This window comes from Pseudomonas sp. GXM4 (assembly GCF_008923895.1).
Taxonomy (GTDB): Bacteria; Pseudomonadota; Gammaproteobacteria; order Pseudomonadales; family Pseudomonadaceae; genus Aquipseudomonas; species Aquipseudomonas atacamensis.
On sequence record NZ_WBRZ01000010.1, the window covers coordinates 29,756 to 51,621 of the forward strand.

At 53.8% G+C, this 21,866-nt stretch carries 22 protein-coding genes and 1 pseudogene; 16 read left to right on the forward strand and 7 right to left on the reverse strand.

The window, feature by feature from the left end:
- Positions 1–49 precede the first annotated feature (49 nt).
- Positions 50–256, reverse strand: coding sequence for a co-regulatory protein PtrA N-terminal domain-containing protein (locus F8N49_RS03245; protein ID WP_019816895.1), 207 nt, complete (start codon positions 254–256; stop codon positions 50–52).
- Between the two features lie 383 nt (positions 257–639).
- On the opposite strand from F8N49_RS03245, the gene flgB reads away from it, so the two are divergent.
- Entirely contained in the window at positions 640–1,053 is a 414-nt protein-coding gene (gene flgB, locus F8N49_RS03250) for a flagellar basal body rod protein FlgB (RefSeq protein WP_019816894.1), read from the forward strand.
- A 110-nt stretch (positions 1,054–1,163) separates the two neighbouring features.
- On the opposite strand, the gene F8N49_RS03255 is transcribed toward flgB, so the two are convergent.
- Positions 1,164–1,364 (reverse strand): heavy-metal-associated domain-containing protein, encoded by a 201-nt coding sequence (locus F8N49_RS03255; RefSeq protein ID WP_047292961.1) that lies wholly within the window; start codon positions 1,362–1,364, stop codon positions 1,164–1,166.
- Positions 1,365–1,722: 358 nt separating this feature from the next.
- On the opposite strand from F8N49_RS03255, the gene F8N49_RS03260 reads away from it, so the two are divergent.
- The 4 genes from F8N49_RS03260 to F8N49_RS03275 are packed head-to-tail and all read left to right on the forward strand — an operon-like array spanning position 1,723 to position 3,535.
- Positions 1,723–1,998 carry a metal/formaldehyde-sensitive transcriptional repressor gene (locus F8N49_RS03260; RefSeq protein WP_073470825.1) on the forward strand — a complete coding sequence of 92 codons (276 nt, stop codon included), beginning with the start codon at positions 1,723–1,725 and terminating at the stop codon, positions 1,996–1,998.
- A gap of 20 nt (positions 1,999–2,018) precedes the next feature.
- The gene (gene dmeF, locus F8N49_RS03265) at positions 2,019–2,939 is read left to right on the forward strand and encodes a CDF family Co(II)/Ni(II) efflux transporter DmeF (RefSeq protein WP_024014915.1); all 921 of its coding nucleotides are present in this window, start codon (positions 2,019–2,021) and stop codon (positions 2,937–2,939) included.
- A 39-nt stretch (positions 2,940–2,978) separates the two neighbouring features.
- Positions 2,979–3,350: a hypothetical protein gene (locus F8N49_RS03270; protein ID WP_024014914.1), complete on the forward strand. Its 372-nt coding sequence runs from the start codon at positions 2,979–2,981 to the stop codon at positions 3,348–3,350.
- A gap of 2 nt (positions 3,351–3,352) precedes the next feature.
- Positions 3,353–3,535, forward strand: a complete 183-nt coding sequence (locus tag F8N49_RS03275) for a DUF1289 domain-containing protein (RefSeq protein WP_024616838.1) — start codon at positions 3,353–3,355, stop codon at positions 3,533–3,535.
- Between the two features lie 37 nt (positions 3,536–3,572).
- Here F8N49_RS03275 and F8N49_RS03280 read toward each other — a convergent pair whose 3' ends face one another.
- The 3 genes from F8N49_RS03280 to F8N49_RS03290 all read right to left on the reverse strand — a co-directional run bounded on the left by F8N49_RS03280 (position 3,573) and on the right by F8N49_RS03290 (position 7,155).
- Positions 3,573–5,930 carry a heavy metal translocating P-type ATPase gene (locus F8N49_RS03280; RefSeq protein ID WP_116826528.1) on the reverse strand — a complete coding sequence of 786 codons (2,358 nt, stop codon included), beginning with the start codon at positions 5,928–5,930 and terminating at the stop codon, positions 3,573–3,575.
- A 180-nt stretch (positions 5,931–6,110) separates the two neighbouring features.
- Positions 6,111–6,644 (reverse strand): plastocyanin/azurin family copper-binding protein, encoded by a 534-nt coding sequence (locus tag F8N49_RS03285; RefSeq protein ID WP_019816982.1) that lies wholly within the window; start codon positions 6,642–6,644, stop codon positions 6,111–6,113.
- Between the two features lie 157 nt (positions 6,645–6,801).
- Positions 6,802–7,155 (reverse strand): co-regulatory protein PtrA N-terminal domain-containing protein, encoded by a 354-nt coding sequence (locus tag F8N49_RS03290; RefSeq protein ID WP_024014911.1) that lies wholly within the window; start codon positions 7,153–7,155, stop codon positions 6,802–6,804.
- 204 nt (positions 7,156–7,359) lie between these two features.
- On the opposite strand from F8N49_RS03290, the gene F8N49_RS03295 reads away from it, so the two are divergent.
- From F8N49_RS03295 to F8N49_RS03345, 11 genes and pseudogenes are all read left to right on the forward strand, one after another.
- Positions 7,360–8,046 (forward strand): heavy metal response regulator transcription factor, encoded by a 687-nt coding sequence (locus F8N49_RS03295; protein ID WP_019816984.1) that lies wholly within the window; start codon positions 7,360–7,362, stop codon positions 8,044–8,046.
- On the forward strand, positions 8,046–9,434 hold the full coding sequence (locus F8N49_RS03300; protein WP_024014910.1) for a heavy metal sensor histidine kinase: 1,389 nt from the start codon (positions 8,046–8,048) through the stop codon (positions 9,432–9,434). The genes F8N49_RS03295 and F8N49_RS03300 overlap by 1 nt, the downstream gene beginning before the upstream one ends.
- A 360-nt stretch (positions 9,435–9,794) precedes the next feature.
- Positions 9,795–10,178 (forward strand): copper homeostasis periplasmic binding protein CopC, encoded by a 384-nt coding sequence (gene copC, locus F8N49_RS03305; RefSeq protein WP_024014909.1) that lies wholly within the window; start codon positions 9,795–9,797, stop codon positions 10,176–10,178.
- Between the two features lie 3 nt (positions 10,179–10,181).
- Positions 10,182–11,120, forward strand: coding sequence for a copper homeostasis membrane protein CopD (copD, locus tag F8N49_RS03310; protein ID WP_024014908.1), 939 nt, complete (start codon positions 10,182–10,184; stop codon positions 11,118–11,120).
- Positions 11,121–11,193: 73 nt separating this feature from the next.
- Positions 11,194–11,535, forward strand: a complete 342-nt coding sequence (locus F8N49_RS28010; protein WP_080377434.1) for a hypothetical protein — start codon at positions 11,194–11,196, stop codon at positions 11,533–11,535.
- 100 nt (positions 11,536–11,635) lie between these two features.
- The gene (locus F8N49_RS03320) at positions 11,636–12,892 is read left to right on the forward strand and encodes a TolC family protein (RefSeq protein ID WP_024014906.1); all 1,257 of its coding nucleotides are present in this window, start codon (positions 11,636–11,638) and stop codon (positions 12,890–12,892) included.
- A complete protein-coding gene (locus tag F8N49_RS03325; RefSeq protein WP_039593196.1) occupies positions 12,889–14,373 on the forward strand; it encodes an efflux RND transporter periplasmic adaptor subunit in 1,485 nt (494 codons plus the stop codon). Before F8N49_RS03320 ends, F8N49_RS03325 begins: the two co-directional genes overlap by 4 nt.
- Entirely contained in the window at positions 14,370–17,513 is a 3,144-nt protein-coding gene (locus F8N49_RS03330) for an efflux RND transporter permease subunit (protein WP_024014904.1), read from the forward strand. Before F8N49_RS03325 ends, F8N49_RS03330 begins: the two co-directional genes overlap by 4 nt.
- A 499-nt stretch (positions 17,514–18,012) precedes the next feature.
- Positions 18,013–18,198 (forward strand): HNH endonuclease signature motif containing protein, encoded by a 186-nt coding sequence (locus F8N49_RS28505; RefSeq protein ID WP_230383560.1) that lies wholly within the window; start codon positions 18,013–18,015, stop codon positions 18,196–18,198.
- A 47-nt stretch (positions 18,199–18,245) separates the two neighbouring features.
- Positions 18,246–18,536 (forward strand): annotated as a pseudogene (locus F8N49_RS03340) (DUF3703 domain-containing protein).
- Between the two features lie 57 nt (positions 18,537–18,593).
- The gene (locus F8N49_RS03345; RefSeq protein WP_151550775.1) at positions 18,594–19,505 is read left to right on the forward strand and encodes a cation diffusion facilitator family transporter; all 912 of its coding nucleotides are present in this window, start codon (positions 18,594–18,596) and stop codon (positions 19,503–19,505) included.
- Between the two features lie 125 nt (positions 19,506–19,630).
- Here F8N49_RS03345 and F8N49_RS03350 read toward each other — a convergent pair whose 3' ends face one another.
- Positions 19,631–21,067 (reverse strand): heavy metal sensor histidine kinase, encoded by a 1,437-nt coding sequence (locus F8N49_RS03350; RefSeq protein WP_151550776.1) that lies wholly within the window; start codon positions 21,065–21,067, stop codon positions 19,631–19,633.
- Positions 21,064–21,738 carry a heavy metal response regulator transcription factor gene (locus F8N49_RS03355; protein WP_039593197.1) on the reverse strand — a complete coding sequence of 225 codons (675 nt, stop codon included), beginning with the start codon at positions 21,736–21,738 and terminating at the stop codon, positions 21,064–21,066. Before F8N49_RS03355 ends, F8N49_RS03350 begins: the two co-directional genes overlap by 4 nt.
- Between the last annotated feature and the right edge of the window lie 128 nt (positions 21,739–21,866).

Here is a 21,866-nt window from a genome sequence, read left to right on the forward strand (position 1 = left end):
ACCACCTTCGTGATTACATTTCTGTCAGCTTGGCCGCGTGCCTGATCGTTCAGCAGTTTTTATGGTCCATCGCTTTGGCTTTGCTTTCAGCGACAGGCGGTTGAGCGCTCTGCGTTTGAGCTACCTGGTACGATTCCATCGAATTCGTCCTGGCCACTTCCATACGTGCGAAAGTCCGGTCACCACCGCCTTCAGCCATGGCCAGAGTGGAAACAGTCAGCGCTGCGACGACGAACAAGGTTTTGATGGTGTTCATATGGGCTACCTCAGATGTGTGAAAATATCCCCTCTGAATCACATCATGGATTGGACTCTTTGGGGGTGAGCAAAAGACTCAGTTGGACTATAAGAGACACCCCCTGTCAGGAAGCTTAGGCCAATATTACAGTTGTGTCAGTTTGGAATATTTTTCTTGAAGTACACGCTATTTAATACGTATGGTCTCCATCTTTTCGCATTGCGCGACTTTTATTGAATATAAGATTGAAGTGTAATCATTGCTTTGGGTTCCATTAATTCTCACGGAGGCGATGTTCTAGGTCTCTGCATTAAAATTAATAGGAGACTTGAATGCTCTGCTGCAACAGCTGGGTGTTCAATGATCAAAGAAGATAGTAATGCCACCGAGGGTGATTGATTGTGAGTATTAATTTTGAGAAAGCATTAGGCTCCGCAGAAAGAGCGTTAGTTTATCGTGGCCAAAGAGCTGAGATCTTAAGTAACAATATCGCGAACGCTGACACTCCGAACTTCAAAGCCCAAGACTTGGATTTTTCTACTGTGCTCGCCAGCCAAACCAAAGAACCTGCTACCACTGCGTTTTCTTTGAAAACAACAAACGCAAAGCATTTTCTTAAGAAAGAATCGGCGGTGGCTATATACGGGCGCGACTTGCTTTACAGCACGCCGGCTCAGCCTGCCTTGGACCAAAATACTGTCGATCAGCAGGTCGAGGTCGCGAAATACACGGAAAACGCGATACGTTTCGATGCCGCTTTTACTCGGCTAAATGGAGCATTCAAGGGTTTGCTCAAAGCTCTGCGCGGTGACTAGCAGCATAGGCGCATGCGAGCCAACTTTGGCCGATACAGCGGCTCAGGTACTTTCGGATTCAAAGGTATTCACCATCAGACGACGCTCTACTCAGGAGCAGGCGTCTCCATTCAATGGCTGATCTTGGAAGGAAAACCAACAGCCTCCACAGCTTTACGAAGCTGTTCCGCGTTTTCGCTACTTTCAACACTCACCTTACCGGTTGATCGATCGACTGAGACCGTAGCGTTGCCGTCCAGTGCCTGGATCGCTCTGGTGATTTTGCCGACGCAGCTGCCGCAACCAATGCCTGATACATCTAAGACGACCATGTTAATTATCCTCGTGCTGAGCGGTGTCTTTTCCCCGCAGCTAAAGCATCGACGTTGACACCGTGGCAAGGTCAACAATTATCTAATCAAGGCCGTGAGCGTCATTTCGAGAAATTTCACAAACTTGACCACCCGGTTGTTAATCAGCTCACTACCGTTTGAACGGATTCGACCAGTGCGCCCTATGGCCCTGGTCGGTTGAGGTCGCCTAACGGCACATTGCGGCTCTCTTGCTTGATCCCTCGATTTTGTAAGCCTCTCGTTCCGTCAAAAAGCTTTGATCTGTCCTCCCGCGAACCTTGCATAGGTATAGGGGGTACGCCTATCATGCGAGCTAATATAGCCAGGGGGGTATCACGTGGGCCACATCGCATCACACAAAGACGATCTTCTTAAACGCGTAAAACGTATTGCCGGACAGATTCAAGCTGTTGAACGAGCATTGGAATCGGATCTCGACTGCGCCAAGACACTCCATCTTGTTGCGGCCACTCGGGGTGCCATCAACGGGCTGATGGAAGAGATCATCGAGGATCACGCACGAGAGCATGTCGCGAACCCTGCGCTCAGCGAAGAAGAGCGTAACAAGGGCGTCGAAGAGCTTCTTGAAGCTATCCGCCGGTACTCCAAGTGAATGCATCCAGGTAAACACGTATGAGCAGGACAGACATCGATTACACACACGACCACGTGTTTCTAGGCTCAGCGCACGACGAGAATGCCAAGCGTACGCTTTGGGTTGTAGCACTCACGGTGGTAATGATGATCGGGGAGATCACCGCCGGCTATATCACGGGTTCGATGGCGTTACTGGCCGATGGCTTCCACATGGCAACCCATGCCGGCGCATTGGGCATCGCGGCGGCCGCTTACGGATACGCAAAACGCCACGCTACCAGCCAGCGCTACAGTTTCGGTACAGGAAAGGTTGGAGACTTGGGCGGGTTCGCCTCGGCGCTGATTCTCGGCATTGTTGCGTTGGGCATTGGCGTTGAATCGGTCATGCGTTTGTTGCAGCCAACACCGGTTCAATTTGGCACCGCGACCCTCATCGCCGTTGTCGGTTTGCTCGTCAACATTGTCAGTGCCCTGCTGCTGGGGCATGGGCACGACCACGACCACGACCACGACCACGATCACCCTCATGCCCACAACGGAAACGACAACAACTTGAGGTCGGCCTATGTCCATGTCATTGCAGACGCGTTGACGTCGATTCTGGCCATCGCTGCATTGCTTGCCGGTCGGTATCTGGGCTGGGTGTGGCTCGACCCGGTCATGGGTATCGTCGGCGCTTTCGTTATCGCGCGTTGGGCCTGGACCTTGATGGGGGTAACTGCGGGCGTGTTGCTCGATCAGACCGACGCCCACGTTGCCGAGGAAATCCGCGAACTCGTTGAGAAACCGGGTGGCGCTACCATTACAGACTTGCACGTTTGGAGGGTGGGTCCTCAAGCGCGCGCGGCGATCGTCAGCGTTCTAGGTGAAGCCACTGTGAACGCCGACAGCATTCGTGAACGTCTCAAACCGGTTCACGAAGTCAGCCACCTGACCGTCGAGTTCCGACAAACATGACTCAGCGCCTGTCCAGCACAGCCTCTATAGGAAACACCGATGCCGCCCGGTAAACGTGAGCTGGCTCGAATCGAGCGCCAGTTGATCGTCACGCTCACCGACGCGTGCGAAACAGCAAAGGACGAGATAAAGGGCTTTATTTGGCTCACTCACACCGCTGACCTAAGTGCGTTGGCTGAAACCCTAAAGGTCATCTGGGTGTTCGAAACCCTGGCTGACAGGAAGCGGGCCGAGATTGATGCGAAGGCCCGCATCTTTGAGTTGACGGCGATCGCCTTGAAAGAGGCCAATCTTGACCTGCCTGTTTCAGACCGCAATGTCCGCTTTGACTCGGAGCAAGAGTGCCAACGCACGCACATAGGCGACTGGAAACGTCGCATGGCTCAACTACATAAAGCTAAGGGGGACTGACCATGGCAAAAGAAATCGAGAATCCTTGTATCTCGGTTTGCCAACTCAGTGGTGATCTGTGTGTGAGCTGCGGGCGAAGCAAGGAAGACATCAGAAAGTGGAAGCGCATGAAGCGGCCTGAAAAAATGGCCGCTGTGCAACGGGCGAATGCGCGCTTAAAGGGACTGAAGAAAGCACATGGATAGCCATTCCCCCGAGTTAAAACCGCTGCAATTTTGAAGGTCAGTCAACTCGGGTATTCCTCAGCCTCAATGCATTGAAAACTACAGATGCAGAACTGACGCTCATGGCTATGGCAGCGATCATTGGCGACAGGAGGTGCCCCGTCAATGGATAGAGCAAACCAGCGGCAAGAGGTATACCCATTGAGTTGTAGAGAAAAGCAAAGCCCAAATTCTGGCGCATGTTTTTAACTGTGGCGACCGAAAGAGCTCGTGCTCGTAAGATCCCCATCAGGTCACCTTTGACCAGCGTGAGTTGCGCGCTATTCATCGCCACGTCAGTCCCCGTTCCCATGGCTATCCCCACATCTGCTCGCGCCAGGGCCGGAGCATCGTTGATACCGTCACCTGCCATGGCCACTTTTCGCCCGTGTTGCTGTAGGTCTGCCACCAGACGTTCCTTGTCTTGGGGTTTGACTTCACCGTGGACCTCTTCAATCCCCATCTCCCTGGCGACAGCCCGAGCGGTAGTAAGCCCGTCCCCAGTAGCCATGATGATTTTCACGTTGTGAGCCTTAAGCTTGGTGACGGCCTCTTTTGAGGTCGGCTTGATCGGATCTGATACGGCCAACAAACCTGCCAATGCGCCGTCGACGGCGAGGTAGATAATACTGATGCCGTCAAGTCGCAACACCTCAGCGCGCTCTTGTAGGGAGTTGGTGCTCACGCCTGCGGCTTCCATCAACGCTGTGTTCCCCAGCTGGAGCTTCTTGCCATCGACAACGCCACTGACGCCGATACCCGAATCCGACTCAAAGGATTCGGGCTTGGTGAGCTTTATGTTCTCGGCTCGGGCGTGATCGACGATCGCATGTGCTAAAGGATGCTCGCTGCCCTGATCAAGGCTGGCAGCCAGGTGAAGGACGTCGTCGGGATTGAAGGTGGGAGTGGCCTCCACGCTGTGAAACACGGGCCGTCCCTCTGTCAGGGTGCCTGTCTTGTCGACAATCAGCGTGTCGATTCTGCAAAGGCTTTCAATTGCACTGGCATCTCTGAACAAAACACCCATGCTGGCTGCTTTACCTGTCGACACCATGATCGACATAGGCGTAGCAAGTCCCAACGCACAGGGACAAGCGATGATCAGCACGGCGACAGCGTTGATTAGACCAAACACCCAACTGGGCTCAGGGCCGAAAAGCCCCCAACCGATAAATGTCATTATCGCAATCGCGATAACACCCATCACGAAGTAGCCGGCAATCGAGTCGGCCATTCGTTGCATCGGCGCCTTGGAACGCTGAGCTCTCGCGACCATCTGTACGATCTGGGACAGCATGGTTTCGGCACCGACCTTCTGGGCCTCCATCACCAGGCTCCCATGCGTATTCAGCGTGGCGCCGATCAGGCTATCTCCAGCTTTCTTCATTACCGGGACTGGCTCGCCAGTGAGCATCGACTCATCCACCGCACTTTCACCCTCAAGTAACGAACCATCAACTGGCACCTTTTCACCCGGTCTGACCCGTAAGTGGTCTCCCAGGTGCACATGTGTGAGAGGAATGTCTTCCTCCTGGCCATCGGCATTGATCCGGCGTGCAGTTTTGGGCGAAAGGCCGAGAAGAGACTTAATGGCGGCGGAAGTTTGTGATCGGGCTTTGAGCTCAAGGATCTGGCCAAGCAACGTGAGCGAGATGATGACCGCTGCCGCTTCGAAGTAAACGCCGATACGTCCATCTTGCATGAAATTGGAGGGAAAACTTTGGGGGAAGAGCGTTGCTATGACGCTGTACAGATAAGCTGCGGCGGTGCCCAACCCAATCAGAGTCCACATGTTGGGACTGCGATTTTTAACCGAGGCCAGTCCCCTTACAAAAAAAGGCCATCCTGCCCATAAGGTCACGGGTGTCGCCAGAGCGAACTCGATCCAGTTTTGAGCCGAACCATGAAGAAGTTGTAACGAGTGACCCGCCATCGCGAGCACGGTTACGACCACGGTTAAGGGCAGCGACCACCAGAAGCGGCGATTGAAATCCCGGAGTTCAGGATTTTCTTCTTCATCAAGCGCCGGCATGACAGGCTCTAGTGCCATGCCACATTTAGGACAGTTACCGGGGCCGGTCTGCCGTATTTCAGGATGCATCGGGCACGTAAATTCAGTGCCCGTTTGTACCGCAGACTCCGGCGTTGTGCTGCCTGACTCGTTGCGCACCACGTGGCCACTGTAGCGCTCAGGGTCCGCTCGAAACTTCTCCTGACATTTCAGGCTACAGAACCGATACGTCTGTCCCTGGTAAGTCTCAGCAAATTTACTCGACGAAGTGACTGCCATTCCACACACCGGGTCATGTAGATCAGCATCATCCCGGGAAGCAGCATGGGTGTGATTATGGTCGTGATGGCCAGAGGTGGTAGGCATGTCTATTCCCCTTGTAAGGTGCTACTAGAAATGAGCATATTCAGTACAACGCTGATTTGCGGCTCCACAGTGGTGCGGTGATGTTTCCGCACGGACCCCGGCTGAGAAGCGTTGCTATGTTACTTGCGACTTAGCGTAGCCAACTCTTGCGTCGGGCCGGCAGAAACAGCCGACTCCGGTTTATTTCAGATCAAATTCGCCGACCATTCCCGATTGGTAATGCCCCGGCACGTTGCAGGCAAACTGAAGCCCTGCACTGTCGTTGAAGGTCCAGATCAGCTCTTGGGTTGAGCCAGGCTCAATCAGGACACTGTTAGGGTCGTCATGCTCCATTGCGACCATCTTCATTCCGCCCATGCCGTGGCTCATGCCGCTCATCTTCCCGGTACCGGTAGGGCTTAATGTTCCGTTCTTGAACATGCTTGCCATTTCTTTCTGGTGTGCTGCATGAGCAGCGGCTTTGCCGATGTTGAACTCATGCAGCAGCGAACCCTCGTTGCGAAGGACAAAGCGGATTGTTTCACCAGGTTTTACGTCAATGCTTTTAGGCTTGAAAAAAATGTCGCCCATCTCGACCTCTACAGTGCGGGTAACGTCAGAGGCCACACCAGGCTGGCCTATGTCGTCTTGTCCATGCCCAGCATTAGCCATAGCCGTAGCAGCGAAAAAAAGGGTCATTGCTGCGATGAACGGGGTAGCGAGCGTAGTTTTCATGGTGACCTCAGGAATACGTGGGAACATTGGCTATGCTAATGATGCTCAGCTGCCAGCTAACTGACTTGGGCATTACTTCTTTGTCAGTTTTCTAAATAGATACGGCGTCCAATTGACGCCGCAACAAGATGCTGACAAGTACTTATCCTGGGGGCGTTTATTGATGGTTTTCTGAAAGCATCAATTTGTGCTCGCGCTGCATCTGGCGCAAAACGTCGTCAACAATTTTGTCGTGCTTCTCCATCCAGGCTAGATGCTGTTGGGGTGACATTGAGGCATCTGGGTGATCGTTGTGGAGCTGGCTCATGATGTCGCCAAGCATCTTCATGTGTTCTGCCATGTGGACGTGACGCTCTCCTTCAGGGGCTTGTTCAGCTTTCATCAACGTGGCCTCGGCCTTGTCGCGCAAACCTTCCATACGCTCAATCACACGATCTCCGCCGCTTTCAGCCCACACAGAAGCCGAGACCAGTATCGAGCTTACAAAAAACAGCATTTTCAGGTGGTTCATCGGGGTAGCTCCTCATGAGGGAATCCGACTTCCATACGATTCATCGCTCAGAGGTCGGTCGAGCACCAATGAAGTGCTCATGTCTGAACCCTAGCCAGCACTCGCTGACATCTACCTGAAGCCAAGATTACTTTTCTGTCAGTTGCTGGTTGGCTGCCAGTTTTCGTTGCAGACTCCGCTTAACCTTTATCTGAGAACGACCTCATGAGACTTCTTGTCGCTGAAGACGAACCAAAAATAGGTATCTATTTGCAGCAAGGGCTCAACGAGGCCGGGTTCAATGTCGACCGTTTCACGAATGGAAAAGAGGCGCTTCAGCACGCTTTGAGCGAAGCCTATGATCTGCTGATTCTCGACGTCATGATGCCGGGTTTGGATGGCTGGGAAGTCCTGCAGAAGGTGCGCGCTTCCGGGAAAGACGTCCCGGTGCTTTTTCTCACCGCCAGAGACCGCGTTGAAGACCGAGTGAAGGGACTTGAACTCGGTGCGGATGACTATCTGATCAAACCCTTCGCGTTTTCTGAATTGCTTGCTCGAGTCAGAACGCTGCTGCGTCGCGGTAGCAGCGCACCTTCGCAAACCTTTATGAAACTGGCTGACCTTGAAGTGGACCTGCTCAAGCGTCGAGCCATCCGAGGAGGCAAACGCATAGACCTTACGGCCAAAGAGTTCGCGTTGCTTGAGCTTCTGCTGCGTCGTCGAGGGGAGGTGCTGCCAAAGTCTCTTATCGCCTCCCAGGTTTGGGATATGAACTTCGACAGCGATACCAACGTTATCGAGGTTGCAGTGAGACGGCTCAGGGCCAAGATAGACGACGATTTTGAGGTCAAGTTGATTCATACCTCAAGGGGAATGGGTTACATGCTCGATGCACCAGATTCGGAGTCGTGATGAACCGGATGTCCCTGACGACTCGTATGAGTCTGATGTTTATGCTCGCGGTAACGGCCGTGCTCACGGTCGCCGGACTCAGTTTCAATAACCTCAGCCGGCATCATTTCAAGATGCTGGATCAGCAGGCATTGTACGAAAAACTCCACTCGACCCAGCGGATCTTGTCCGGGCTGAGCAACATCGATCAATTCAGCGAGGCTAAACCGGAGTTAGAAGCGCTGCTGGGCGCACACCGTGATTTGACTGCGCTTATCATCGATGGCGACGGCAAGGTGCTGTTTGCGGATCCCGGCCCGGTCGACGTTCCGAAGGCGTTTCGAACAACCACAAACACAACCGTCTGGGAATGGCGGGAGCAAGAGCAGATGTTCCGTGGTGTGACTGCGCAATCCGTAGTGACGGGACAAGAAAGGCCATTAACTGTCATGTTGATTTTTGACGTTACGCAGCATATGTCCTTTTTCGAGACGCTCGAACGATGGTTTTGGATAGGGTTGGTGATCAGCGCATTGGTCAGTGCTGCACTCGGCTGGATGGTAGCTAGCAGTGGCATGCGGCCTATCCGCCAGGTCACACGGGTTGCTGCCTCCATGTCAGCAAAATCACTCAAGGAGCGTATTCCCCTGGCACCCGTTCCGAAAGAGCTTCAACAGATGGTGTTGTCGTTCAACGCCATGTTATCCAGGCTCGACGATGCATTTGTCCGGTTATCCAACTTTTCGGCAGACATTGCCCACGAACTACGGACCCCCGTGAGCAACTTGATGACCCACACTGAAGTGGTGCTTTCGAGAAAAAGAAACATCGAGGACTACGAAGACAATTTGTACTCCAATCTTGATGACTTGAAGCGCATGAGCCGGATGATTGATGACATGCTTTTTCTGGCGAAATCTGACAATGGTCTAATTACGCACGAGAGCAAGCCAATAGACCTGGTGGCTGTCGTGGAAAAATTGCTTGAGTACTACCGCCTGTTGGCTGATGAACGAGGGATCGAGCTCAAGGTTTCAGGACGGGGGAGCGTGCGAGGTGATGTTCTTATGCTCCACCGAGCGATTTCCAATCTGCTCTCAAATGCGCTGCGCTACACCTATGAAGGGACGTCAATCAGTGTCGATATTCAGCACAAGGATGCGTCGGTAACGGTTGTCGTGGAAAACCATGGTGAGCCCATTGCCCCCGAACACCTTGAAAAGCTGTTTGATCGTTTTTATCGCGTGGACCCAGCGCGGCGAGAAGGAAGTCCAAGCAACGCAGGGCTAGGTCTGTCGATTACCCGATCAATTGTCGAAGCGCACGATGGCAAGATCTGGTGTACGTCAGGCGACGGGAAAACGGCTTTTCATCTTGAGTTTCCGGCCGTCGATTCGACGGTTAGCTGAGCGACAAAACATTTGGGACCAACGGCGTCTTGGCGTTGTGCGTTTAGCTACGCCTCTGCGGATTTTTCAGAGTGATTGAGCTCCCCGGTCCTGCGGTACGCCGTCTCTTTTCAGGCCTTGCTACGCTCAACGATTAGATGCCAAACATCGGATCAAGCTGACTGAAATGTAATCGAACAGTTTGTGATCGTGTGGCATCGTGTTCTCGCACTGTGACGTTAGGGCTAGCGAGTTTCTCCTGTTCAACCTGGCGAAGAGGACGGGGGCTCCGAGTTAATCAACAGTGGTTTTTAAAGAAATTAAAAACTAGTTCCTCCCAAAAAACCTCGAATCAACAGCGCTTGCTGTGAGGAGTCTTGCATGTCATTCCTTAAAACTACGTCCGTGGCCGTTGCAATCACTGCTGGTTTGCTTCTGAGTGCAGTGGCCCAGGCACATCCAAAACTTCTTTCTTCCACTCCGGCAGAAGGCTCGGATGCGGCGGCTCCGTCGAAAATCGAACTGCATTTTTCTGAGAATCTCACCACTCAGTTTTCCGGTGCAAAGCTGATCATGACCGACATGCCTGGCATGCCTAACTCCCCCATGGGTGTAAAGGCCGCTGTCGCTGCTGGTGGTGATCCGAAAACGATGGTGATTACGCCGGCTGCACCGCTGACCACCGGTACCTACAAAGTTGAATGGCGTGCAGTGTCTTCGGACACCCACCCGATCACCGGCAACTTTTCATTCAAAGTGAAATGATCCATGAGCGACTCATTAAATATCGTGGTTCGCTTTGCTCTCTATTTTGACCTGATGTTGTTATTTGGACTGGCCATATTCGGCTTGTACAGTCTCAGGGGAAAGGAAAGGGTATCGGGCACGGTCTTGAACTTTGAGTCGCTTCTTTACGGTACTTCTATTGCAGGTGTAGCTCTGTCCCTTGCTGCGATGTTGTTGCTTGCAAAAGCAATGAGCGGTGTATCGGAGCTTATGGAGCTACATCACCACATTTTTGAAATGGTCATCATGGGCACCGATGTTGGGTTGACCTGGATGGTTCGGATAGCCGCCTTGGTGGGGGCAATTCTGGGCGTCGCGTTGAATAAACGATATCCGACACCCAGCCTCTGGATCGTCACCGCCTGTGGAGCAATCGCGTTGGCCACGCTAGCCTGGACAGGGCATGGTGCCATGGACGAAGGCAGCCGCCGCTACTGGCATTTTCTCAGCGACATTTTCCATTTATTAGCGGCAGGTGGCTGGTTGGGTGCTCTAGCGGCCTTCGCTCTACTGCTGCGGTTGAAATCGCTGAAGGGTGAGGAGGAAGCACGTATTCTTGCCCGCGTGCTGACTGGCTTTGAGTCGGCCGGCGGTGTGATTGTTGCGATCATAAGCGTTACGGGAGTAGTAAATTACCTTTTCATCGTCGGTCCCAACCTTGATGAGGTCATGCTCAGTACCTATGGCCAGTTGCTGTTTTTGAAGATCCTGCTCTTTGCCGGGATGATCGTTTTAGCGACGCTGAACCGCTTTCACTTAAGCCCGCTATTGGAGCGCTCGGTTCGCAATGGTCAATACTCTGTAGCGGTCAATGCCTTGCGCCGCAGCATGAAATTCGAATTCCTGATGGCAATCCTCATCATCTGTCTTGTCGCATGGTTAGGCACGCTAAGTCCTGAAATGGAAATGAGCGCGCAATAGAGGTTTCTGGCAGCTAACCAAGAAGCCTAGAACGTGATTGTTAGCACCATTTCTACTGGCTACACTTCAGCCCATGACACGCTATCTACGGCTTTGCCTGATTTTCCTGATTAGCCTGGCGCTTCCCTTCAGCGGGATGGCGGGTGTTCAGGCGCCGACAGAGCCGTGCCCGATGCAAACCATGGGCATGGCGATGATGGACGGCATGGGCCAAGACTGCTGCCATGACATGAAAAGCCCAACCGAGCACGGTAAACCCTGTAAGCCGGGCCAGGAGTGCAAGACCGGCGGCATGCTGCAAGTCTCCATCATCAAGCCTCCGGTGACCCTGTCGAGCCCCCTCGCAGCGTCCATCTCCATAGATTCCCATCCTGTCCAAACTCCATCAGGGGTATGGCGACCTCCCCGCATTTGATTCCTGTACCACACTGAGCCTCATTCCGCGTCAGGCGGTATGGGATATCTGCGTGCATCTCTCATGAAGCACGCAGTGGATCATCACAGGAATCGTGAACATGAAATCCAAGTGCTATTGCACAGGGCGGCCCCTCGTGGCCATCTTGGCGGCAAGCGTATTGGCCACGCCGAGTTTCGCTGCTGCGTTGACACTCGATGATGCTTTGCAGCTGGCTGAAACCAATGCGCCGTCGCTGACTGCACAAGATGCAAAAATTCGTGCCGCCACTAGTGCAGCCATCCCAGCCGGGGAACTACCCGATCCCAAGTTGCTGGTAGGTATACAGAACTATCCCATTGGGGGGCCGGATCGCTGGAGCATCGATCAGGACTTCATGACCATGCAAATGGTCGGTGTCAGTCAGGAAATGCCGAACAGCGCCAAACGAAAAGCCCGAATCGAGGTTGCTGATGCAGCCATTGACCGCGCTGCCGCTGAGCGTCTGGTCGAACGTCTAAAGGTTCGTCAGGCCACGGCGCTGGCCTGGATCAGCAGCTATTCCGTTGAGCGTAAAGACGCGCTGTTCCAGGACTTCTATAGGGAAAACCGCCTGCTGGCCGATACCGTCCGCGCGCAGATTGCCGGTGGCCGCGCTCAACCTGCTGATGCCGTCACGCCCAAACAGGAGGCGGCACAACTGGAAGAGCAGCAGGACGATCTGATTCGCCAGAGATCGCAAGCCCGAGCAGCTTTGAAGAGCTGGATTGGACCAGCCGCAAACGATAAACCTGTGGGCAGCTTGCCTGAATGGCCTGTAGAAGCCTCTGGGTACTCTCACAACGTTCAACATCACCCAGAATTGGCAGCGTTTGCCCCAATGACCCGCGAAGCGCAGGCCAAGGTGCGCGAGGCCGAAGCGGAAAAGCGGTCTGATTGGAGCTGGGAAGTCGACTATCAGCATCGCGGCCGAGAGTTCGGCGACATGGTCAGCGTGCAGTTTTCATGGGATCTACCACTGTTTCCTGACTCGCGACAAAACCCAAAAATCGCAGCCAAGCATGCGGAACTCAATCAGCTTGAGGCTGAGCGTGAGGTCCTTTCACGCGAGCACACCCAGCAATTGGAGGATGACTTAGCGGACTATGAGCGCCTGAACCGCGCCGTTCATCGAGCCCAGACCAGCCTGCTCCCTTTGGCTAAGGAAAAGGTCGAGCTCACTATGGCCAGCTATCGCGCCGGCAAAGGCGATCTGAACTCCGTCGTGGCCGCTCGGCGCGAGCTTATCGAAGCCCGTCTCAAGCAGATTGATGTTGAAGAGCAGCGTGCTCTCACCAGCGCTCGCCTGTATTTCGCCTATGGGGAGTCCGCTCAATGATCTCTCGAACATGGAAAGGGGTTTTTGTTGTCAGCATCTCAATTGCTTTGGGAGTCGCCGGTGGTTACTGGTTGGCTCAACCGAGGGTGAGCGCAGTACCGGATGCAGCATCGGAGCCGAAGCCGGAGTCCTCAGTCGATCGCAAGGTTCTGTATTGGTACGACCCCATGTACCCACAACAGAAATTCGATAAGCCGGGTAAGTCGCCCTTCATGGACATGGAGATGGTCCCTCAGTACGCGGATAGCAAGGGGGACAGCGCCACTGTTCGCATTGATCCAAGCCTGACCCAGAATCTTGGTGTGCGACTGGCTACGGTCAATCGAGGTGTGTTTGCTTCGAGTCTGGACGTTGTAGGTGTATTGACCTTCAACGAGCGTGACGTCGCCGTCATCCAGGCCCGTACGGCGGGTTTCGTCGAGCGCGTGTATGCCCATGCTCCTGGCGATGTGATCAAAGCCAACGCCGCCTTGGCGGATATTCTTGTCCCGGAGTGGTCTGCGGCTCAGGAGGAGTTTCTCGCACTTAAGCGTAGCGGCGATGCGGGCTTGCTGGCAGCGGCTCGCCAGCGTTTGCGGCTTACCGGGATGCCGGCGGCATCGATTACTCAAGTAGAGCGCAGTGGCAAAGTCCAACCGAACCTGACCCTCACCAGCCCTATCAGTGGGGTGTTGCAAGAACTCGATGTGCGCGAAGGTATGACAGTGGCTGCCGGCCAAACACTGGCACGCGTGAATGGGTTGAGTAACGTCTGGCTGGCTCTGGCGGTCCCGGAGACTGAATTCGGGTCGATACAGCTGGGACAAGTGGCTGAGGCGCGTTTGCCCGCGTTCCCAGGCGTCGTGCTCAACGGCGTGGTAAGCGCGATTCTTCCAGAAACCAATCCCGATAGTCGCACCCTTCGCGTGCGCGTCGAATTGCCTAACCCGCAAGGCCGTCTCAGGCCGGGTATGACCGCACGCGTGAGCCTTAATCGCGCGACGGAGCAAAGTGTGCTGTGGGTGCCGAGCGAGGCGGTCATTCGCACCGGTCTACGTGCCCTGGTGATGCTCGCTGAAGACGCCGGTCGCTATCGTCCCGTGGAGGTGCAACTTGGGCAGGAAAGCGATGGCAAGACGGCGATATTGAAAGGGTTGGAAGAGGGCCAAAAAGTGGTTAGCTCTGGCCAGTTCCTGCTCGACTCAGAGGCCAGTCTTAAAGGCATCGTTGCCAAATCAGAGGAACCTTCACCCACCAGTGCAGCCGCCGCCGGTTTGCATGAAGCGGATGGGCAAATCGTTGAGATCAACGATAAAGAAGTCACTCTCGCTCACGGCCCTTTTAAGACGCTGGGCATGCCTGGCATGACGATGACGTTCCCGCTCGCCAATCCCGCTCTGATGCAGGGTCTTAAAACGGGCGACAAGGTCCGGATAGGTGTGAATCAGACCGACGACGGCTTGCGTGTTGAGCGTCTGGACAAATCAGGGGGCCAGCCATGATTGCAGCCCTGATTCGTTGGTCCGTAACCAACCGATTCCTGGTGCTACTGGCGACGCTGTTTATCACGGCGTGGGGCATTTGGTCGGTGCAGAGCACGCCCATTGATGCGCTACCAGACTTGTCCGATGTGCAGGTGATCATCCGCACCCCGTATCCTGGACAAGCACCCCAGATTGTCGAGAACCAGGTCACCTATCCGTTGGCCACCACCATGCTCTCAGTACCAGGTGCCAAGACGGTGCGTGGTTATTCCTTTTTCGGTGACAGCTTTGTCTATGTGCTGTTCGAAGACGGCACTGACTTGTACTGGGCTCGCTCGCGGGTGTTGGAGTACTTGAGCCAAGTACAAAGCCGCTTGCCGGCCAGCGCCAAGCCAGCGTTGGGGCCAGATGCGACAGGCGTAGGATGGATCTTCCAGTACGCGCTGGTGGATCGCACTGGCGGGCATGATCTGGCGCAGCTACGCGCACTTCAGGACTGGTTCCTCAAGTTTGAACTCAAGACCCTGCCCAATGTGGCGGAAGTGGCCACTGTGGGCGGCATGGTCAAGCAGTACCAAGTGCAGCTTGATCCGCTCAAACTGGCCAGTCTTGGTATTACGCAGGCCGAGGTGACCGAAGCGATCGGCAAGGCCAATCAGGAAACGGGTGGCGCGGTGCTGGAGATGGCAGAGACCGAGTTCATCGTGCGTGCATCCGGCTACCTGAAGACGCTCAATGATTTTCGGGCGATCCCCCTCAAGCTGGGATCGGGCGGTGTGCCGGTGAACTTGGGCGATGTCGCCACGATCCAGTTGGGGCCGGAGATGCGCCGTGGCATCACCGAACTCGACGGCGAAGGCGAGACGGTTGGCGGCGTGGTGATTTTGCGCAGCGGTAAGAATGCTCGCGAGACCATTGCGGCGGTCAAGACCAAACTCGACGAGTTGAAAAGCAGCCTTCCGGCCGGAGTGGAAATTGTCACCACCTACGACCGTGGGAAACTGATTGACCGCGCTGTTGAAAACCTCAGCCACAAGCTCATCGAAGAGTTCATCGTTGTCGCATTGGTTTGCGGGATCTTTCTTTGGCACCTGCGCTCCTCTCTGGTGGCTATTATTTCCCTGCCGGTCGGTGTACTGATGGCCTTTATTGTCATGCGCTACCAAGGGCTCAACGCCAACATCATGTCCCTGGGTGGGATAGCCATCGCCATCGGCGCCATGGTCGATGCTGCTGTGGTGATGATCGAAAACGCACACAAGAAAGTTGAGGCATGGCACGTGGCCAATCCAGGTGAGGAACTGAATGGTGAACGTCATTGGCAGGTAATGACCGAAGCGGCGACTGAAGTTGGACCAGCCCTATTCTTCTGTTTGTTGATCATCACTCTTTCGTTCATTCCGGTGTTCACCCTGCAAGCGCAAGAGGGTCGGCTGTTCGGCCCGCTGGCTTTCACCAAGACCTACGCCATGGCTGCAGCAGCGGGATTGTCAGTGACCTTGGTGCCGGTTTTGATGGGCTACTGGATTCGGGGACGGATTCCTAATGAAAAAAACAACCCGCTGAGCCGCTGGCTCATCCGGATCTACCAGCCGGCTCTGGATGCAGTGCTGCGGCGACCGAGGATCACGCTGCTTGTGGCGGCGTTGGTGTTTTTTAGTGCGCTATGGCCAATGTCGCGCTTGGGGGGCGAGTTTCTTCCGCCTTTGAATGAGGGCGACCTGCTCTATATGCCTTCGGCGCTGCCCGGATTGTCCGCACAGAAAGCGGCGCAACTGCTGCAACAGACCGACCGCCTGATCAAGACCGTGCCAGAGGTCGAACATGTCTTCGGTAAAGCGGGACGTGCCGAAACTGCCACCGACCCGGCGCCGCTGGAGATGTTCGAAACCACCATCCAGTTCAAGCCACAGGAGCAATGGCGACCAGGCATGACTCCGGAAAAACTGGTGGAGGAGCTGGACCGAGTGGTGCGAGTTCCTGGGCTGACGAATATCTGGATACCACCGATTCGCAACCGAATAGACATGCTGGCTACGGGGATCAAAAGTCCTATTGGTGTAAAGATTGCCGGCACCAACCTGACGGAAATCGATTCGGCGACTCAGGCGGTCGAGCGAGTGGCCAAGGGCGTAGCCGGTGTCAGTTCGGCTCTGGCCGAGCGATTAACCGGTGGACGTTACATCGACGTGGATATCGACCGACAAGCCGCCGCCCGATACGGACTGAATATCGCCGATGTGCAGTCGATCGTGGCCGGCGCTATCGGCGGGGAAAATGTCGGTGAAACCATTGAAGGGCTTGCACGCTTCCCAATCAACGTCCGTTACCCTCGGGAGTGGCGGGATTCGCTTAGCGCTTTGGAGCAGTTGCCAATCTACACCCCGCTAGGCAGCCAGATCACCCTTGGCACAGTGGCGAAGATCAAGGTCAACGACGGGCCGCCGATGCTCAAAAGTGAAAACGCACGGCCTTCAGGCTGGGTGTACATCGACGTGCGTGGCCGGGACATTGCATCGGTAGTCGCCGATCTACGTCGGCTCGTCAGCGAGCAGGTCAAGTTGCAGCCCGGCATGAGCCTGAGCTACTCAGGTCAGTTCGAGTTTCTTGAGAGGGCAAATGCACGACTAAAACTGGTGGTCCCCGCCACGCTGCTGATCATCTTCGTCCTGCTTTACCTGACATTTGCACGCTTTGATGAGGCTTTGCTGATTATGGCCACGCTGCCATTCGCTCTCACGGGCGGAGCATGGTTTCTCTATCTGTTGGGATTCAACCTGTCGGTTGCCACCGGGGTCGGCTTTATCGCCCTGGCTGGAGTTTCTGCCGAATTTGGCGTGATCATGCTGCTCTACCTGAAAAATGCCTGGGCCGAGCGTCAAGAGCTCGGTGACAACACAGAACGCGGGTTGATGGCCGCGATTCGTGAAGGCGCTGTGCAGCGCGTTCGCCCCAAGGCCATGACCGTTGCGGTGGTTATCGCTGGTTTGTTACCAATACTTTTAGGAGGTGGTGCCGGCAGCGAGGTGATGAGCCGCATTGCCGCCCCGATGATTGGCGGTATGGTCACGGCGCCGTTGCTGTCGCTGTTCGTCATTCCGGCGGCCTATCACCTCATGCGCCGTCGACGCCTATCCGCTGAGCCTGGCAGGCACTAACGCGGAAAAAATGTGCAAAAGGGGCTGCGCTTGCAGCCTCGTTTGAGTTGCACATCTCGTTGTCATCAGTTCTACGCGCGGTATGTATCGAAATTAGCGAGTTTATGTATTTTGCATAAACTCGCTAATTTCGATACATACGCTGTGGTCAGTGCCATTCCCCACCAGCACTTGCTAGAAAAACGCCCGCTTCCATCACTGCGTTTCGATGAGCCAAAAAAAGCACCCTGCTCAAAGCCGACTTAGCATTCGTCACCCTGATATCTCTCTTGAAATTGAGGCAAATGACCTTAATATGATCTTATCTTGCCGTCATCGTTTTCGATCATGGATGTTTCTCGGGGGGTAGGTCGGAATGGCAGAACAAGAAGACGCAAAGCCTGCGAGTGGGCGCTTTAATACGAATGATGAGACGAAGCGGATCGTATGGACACAGACCGCTGGTCATTGTGAACTGTGCGGCGCAGATCTAACGTTCGACTATCGTGCCGGCAAGCCAATGAAATGGGGCGAAGTGGCGCATATCCTACCCGCCAGTCCCAAGGGGCCTCGGGGACGTGCGGATCATGATGCTGAGGCGCACACAAACGATACTGCCAACCTGATGCTCCTCTGCCCAGGCTGTCATGACAGAATTGATCGTGACGCAGATGGTTACCCTGAAAATAGTTGGAGCCCAAGCTGAAAGAGATTTTGCATAGGGCAATTCTTGAGGGCTTCGACGAAGCTCGGGTGGCGATTCTGTCCCGAGATTATGGGCGCGCTTACTATTGGCTTGAACGTACCCACATCCTCTCACAACGCCGCACTTTGCTACGTGCAAAGTCACACGTCTTGATGCTGTACGTGGGCGTCAAGACACATGATCCTCGGGAGATCCTGGGACAAATAACACGAGTTATCGCTGCACTGCTATTTTCTAAAGTATGAGTGCCTTCGGGGAATGCTGGTCGTGCCCGGGTCAGTGCCTTTCAGGTGATGCCACTTTCTCAAGAGCTGGAAACTCTTCTTAATGAAGATTGATCCACACGTGCGGTCTAAGTCGTTGTCGCATCCGCTAACACACCTATGGAGAGGCATATGAGCGCTGGTCATAGTCACGGTCAAGCACGTGCAGGACATGAGAAAAAACTGTGGATCGCTCTCGCGTTAACGACGAGTTTTATGATCTCAGAGGTCATTGGGGCTTTCATTACCGGCAGCTTGGCGTTGTTATCGGACGCAGCTCATATGCTGACCGATTGCACTGCATTAGCTATTTCATTGGTCGCTATTCAGATCGCCAAGCGCGCAGCGGATAAAAAAAGGACATTTGGATATGCACGATTTGAGATTCTCGCAGCCGCTTTCAACGCGATTCTGTTGTTCATGGTGGCGGTCTACATCCTGTACGAGGCCTATCAGCGTTTTAAAACTCCGACAGAAATAGAATCAACAGGCATGCTGATCGTGGCAGTGATCGGGCTAGTTGTGAACCTTGTCTCAATGCGCTTGCTGATGTCTGCCAGTGACGAAAGTCTTAACGTCAAAGGCGCTTATCTGGAGGTTTGGAGTGACATGCTAGGCTCCATAGGCGTGATAGGAGCCGCACTGATCATTCGCTTTACCGGATGGACTTGGGTGGACGCGATCGTTGCCGCAGCTATTGGGTTATGGGTCCTTCCCAGAACTTGGATCCTGCTTAAAGAAAGCATGAATATCCTGTTGCAAGGCGTTCCGGAGGGCATTGATATCGCTGAAGTGGAGCTAAGAATAAGAGCGGTTGAAGGCGTTGAGGATATTCATGATTTGCATATCTGGGCTTTGACCAGCGGCAGGAATGTCATGAGTGCACACCTTGTCGTCCAACGTTTCTCACGCACCGAGCAGGAAATACTGGCTGAAGTGACACACCTCATGAGCGAAGTGTTCCATATAAGCCATACGACGCTTCAATTAGAGAATTCGCAGTTTCATGAAGGGCTCGAAGAAAACGAAGGTTTGCAGCACTAGAAAGATACGTCGCGTACAGCCCTGTCAGTGGTAGGGCACGTAAGGGGAGGCCCCCTACACCACCAGAGCATTTCTAGAGGTATGGGGGGATATGAGTGCGGATTTTGCAAGCTTGATATTGAAACTCACCCCTGAACCCGTCTTGCCTGCTGCCAGGAAGTTTGTCCTTCGAGGTTTGGAAAATTCAACCTGAAAACGGTAATGCTACCAGGCATGCTCTGAACCTCCGCTGTTCCCTGATGAAGACTCATGATCGATCTGACAATCGCCAAGCCAAGACCAGTCCCACCTTCCGCACGGGAGCGACTGGTGTCGACTCTATAAAAACGGTCGAACAAGTGCGTCAGATGCTGAGGTTCGATCCCTGCGCCTGGATTGCCTACAAGTAGCGAGACTCGTTCGGCATGGCTTTCGATAACAATTGAAATAGATTGGCCGGCCGGGCAGTGGCGTATAGCGTTCGACAGCAGATTCGATATTGCTCGCTGAATCATCAGCCTGTCGCCAATGGTCTTGCCATTTCCGGCGACGCTTAGGCTGATCCGCTTTTCTTCCGCCGACAGTGAAAACAGATCGACGACCTTCAATGCTTCATCTTCTAAGGTAATTGTCTCGAACGGGACGAGCGCCGCTGGATGACTGACTTGAGCGAGGAAGAGCATATCCGAGACGATCCGGGTGACTCGGCCCAACTCTTCGGTGCAAGACTCCAACACCGCTTTGTACTCTTCTGCAGGTCGCTCCCGAGATAGTGTCACTTGTGCCTTTCCCATCAAATTGGTGATTGGGGAACGTAATTCATGGGCCAAGTCATCGGAAAACTGCGACAGCTGCTGAATACCACTGTCGAGCCTGTGGAGCATGAAATTGATACCATGGGCCAGTTCACTCAGTTCCTGAGGCATTTTTACCACTGAAAGACGATGACTGAGATCTTGGGCAGAGATCATGGCGGCGACCTTTCGAAATTCTCTCAGGGGAGAGAGCCCTCGTTGCACCACGGCCCAAGCGCTAATTCCAATGAGTATCAGTAAAAGCGGTAGAGCAATAATCGTCGATCGAAGATACGCGCTGAGCAATGCTTCATCGTTCGCACTATCCATGGACAGCAATACGGCGACATTTTTACCATTCTTCAATCGGATGAGTTTGGATGCGGTGAGGAAGTGTCGACCTTCGCTGTCGGAATTTGAGGAATATGAAAGATTGTCGATGGCGGCATTAGCAGCTTTCAATTCGATTCGTGGATCCGACAAACCAGTTCCGAATTTTAGTACTGGGGTCCTGAGGTTTGTCAGGTCATAGATGGACAAATTTAGATTATCGTGCCCCATGACTTGATCCAGCAAGGAGTGCGGTTTCGAGTTCACCTCCGCCATATCCTCGTAAAATGAGAGGCTGTGTTCCACCTGCTCCATTTTCTTTTCCAGACTATGTTTCGCCAATTTATCCAGCTCATGTGTTAGCGCGAAAAAGGCCAATATAGCCAGAAACACCACTAACAACGCCCCCAAGATACTCACCGTCAAACCAAGTCGCATTGACAGGCTCGCCGGCTTCATTCGCGTGCCTCCAATACGTAACCAACCCCGCGAAGGGTGTGGATCAATTTGTTATCAAAGGGATCGTCAATTTTGGCCCTCAATCTACGGATTGAAACCTCTACAACGTTGGTGTCGCAGTCAAAATTCATATCCCACACTAAGGAGATGATTTGGGTTCGTGAGAGTACCTCTCCAGTCTGACGCATCAGTAGATGCAGAAGCGCGAACTCCTTGGTCGTCAAATCTATACGCTGCGCGCCACGAAAGGCACGGTGGCGCCCTTGATCGAGCTCCAGATCGGCTACTTTGAGTACCTGCGGTACAGGAATGTGTTCACTTCGACGCATAAGGGTTCGTACTCGGGCAAGCAGCTCTGGGAACTCAAACGGTTTAACCAGATAGTCATCAGCACCCAGATCGAGCCCGCGAATTTTGTCCGCAAGCCGTCCCCGGGCCGTCAACATCATCACCCTGGTATTGCTGCTTTGGCGCAGATGTTCAAGAACACCCCAGCCATCAAGTTCTGGAAGATTAACGTCGAGTATCACCAAATCATAGACATGTTGACGTGCAAGATGAAGTCCATCTGCTCCGGTTACCGCACGGTCGACTATATAGCCACTTTCTGTCAGCCCTTGATGCAAGTATTCGGCAGTTTTAGGCTCGTCCTCAATTACAAGGATTCGCATGATATTTCGCCCTCTTCAATAGGAAGTCAGTTGGGTCAGAAGTGTTATTGTTTTATTTTCTGAGAAGAATTATAGAATTCGAAACCATTTAATTTTTTGCGCTTACCGATATCCGGCATTAGATATTA

What these genes read in the sequence shown, in the direction of transcription:
- F8N49_RS03245 (WP_019816895.1), bottom strand. Translation starts at nt 256, where the DNA reads ATGAACACCATCAAAACCTTGTTCGTCGTCGCAGCGCTGACTGTTTCC.
- F8N49_RS03255 (WP_047292961.1), bottom strand. Translation starts at nt 1,364, where the DNA reads ATGGTCGTCTTAGATGTATCAGGCATTGGTTGCGGCAGCTGCGTCGGC.
- dmeF (WP_024014915.1), top strand. Translation starts at nt 2,019, where the DNA reads ATGAGCAGGACAGACATCGATTACACACACGACCACGTGTTTCTAGGC.
- F8N49_RS03270 (WP_024014914.1), top strand. Translation starts at nt 2,979, where the DNA reads ATGCCGCCCGGTAAACGTGAGCTGGCTCGAATCGAGCGCCAGTTGATC.
- F8N49_RS03275 (WP_024616838.1), top strand. Translation starts at nt 3,353, where the DNA reads ATGGCAAAAGAAATCGAGAATCCTTGTATCTCGGTTTGCCAACTCAGT.
- F8N49_RS03280 (WP_116826528.1), bottom strand. Translation starts at nt 5,930, where the DNA reads ATGCCTACCACCTCTGGCCATCACGACCATAATCACACCCATGCTGCT.
- F8N49_RS03285 (WP_019816982.1), bottom strand. Translation starts at nt 6,644, where the DNA reads ATGAAAACTACGCTCGCTACCCCGTTCATCGCAGCAATGACCCTTTTT.
- F8N49_RS03290 (WP_024014911.1), bottom strand. Translation starts at nt 7,155, where the DNA reads ATGAACCACCTGAAAATGCTGTTTTTTGTAAGCTCGATACTGGTCTCG.
- F8N49_RS03295 (WP_019816984.1), top strand. Translation starts at nt 7,360, where the DNA reads ATGAGACTTCTTGTCGCTGAAGACGAACCAAAAATAGGTATCTATTTG.
- F8N49_RS03300 (WP_024014910.1), top strand. Translation starts at nt 8,046, where the DNA reads ATGAACCGGATGTCCCTGACGACTCGTATGAGTCTGATGTTTATGCTC.
- copC (WP_024014909.1), top strand. Translation starts at nt 9,795, where the DNA reads ATGTCATTCCTTAAAACTACGTCCGTGGCCGTTGCAATCACTGCTGGT.
- copD (WP_024014908.1), top strand. Translation starts at nt 10,182, where the DNA reads ATGAGCGACTCATTAAATATCGTGGTTCGCTTTGCTCTCTATTTTGAC.
- F8N49_RS28010 (WP_080377434.1), top strand. Translation starts at nt 11,194, where the DNA reads ATGACACGCTATCTACGGCTTTGCCTGATTTTCCTGATTAGCCTGGCG.
- F8N49_RS03320 (WP_024014906.1), top strand. Translation starts at nt 11,636, where the DNA reads ATGAAATCCAAGTGCTATTGCACAGGGCGGCCCCTCGTGGCCATCTTG.
- F8N49_RS03325 (WP_039593196.1), top strand. Translation starts at nt 12,889, where the DNA reads ATGATCTCTCGAACATGGAAAGGGGTTTTTGTTGTCAGCATCTCAATT.
- F8N49_RS03330 (WP_024014904.1), top strand. Translation starts at nt 14,370, where the DNA reads ATGATTGCAGCCCTGATTCGTTGGTCCGTAACCAACCGATTCCTGGTG.
- F8N49_RS28505 (WP_230383560.1), top strand. Translation starts at nt 18,013, where the DNA reads ATGAAATGGGGCGAAGTGGCGCATATCCTACCCGCCAGTCCCAAGGGG.
- F8N49_RS03345 (WP_151550775.1), top strand. Translation starts at nt 18,594, where the DNA reads ATGAGCGCTGGTCATAGTCACGGTCAAGCACGTGCAGGACATGAGAAA.
- F8N49_RS03350 (WP_151550776.1), bottom strand. Translation starts at nt 21,067, where the DNA reads ATGAAGCCGGCGAGCCTGTCAATGCGACTTGGTTTGACGGTGAGTATC.
- F8N49_RS03355 (WP_039593197.1), bottom strand. Translation starts at nt 21,738, where the DNA reads ATGCGAATCCTTGTAATTGAGGACGAGCCTAAAACTGCCGAATACTTG.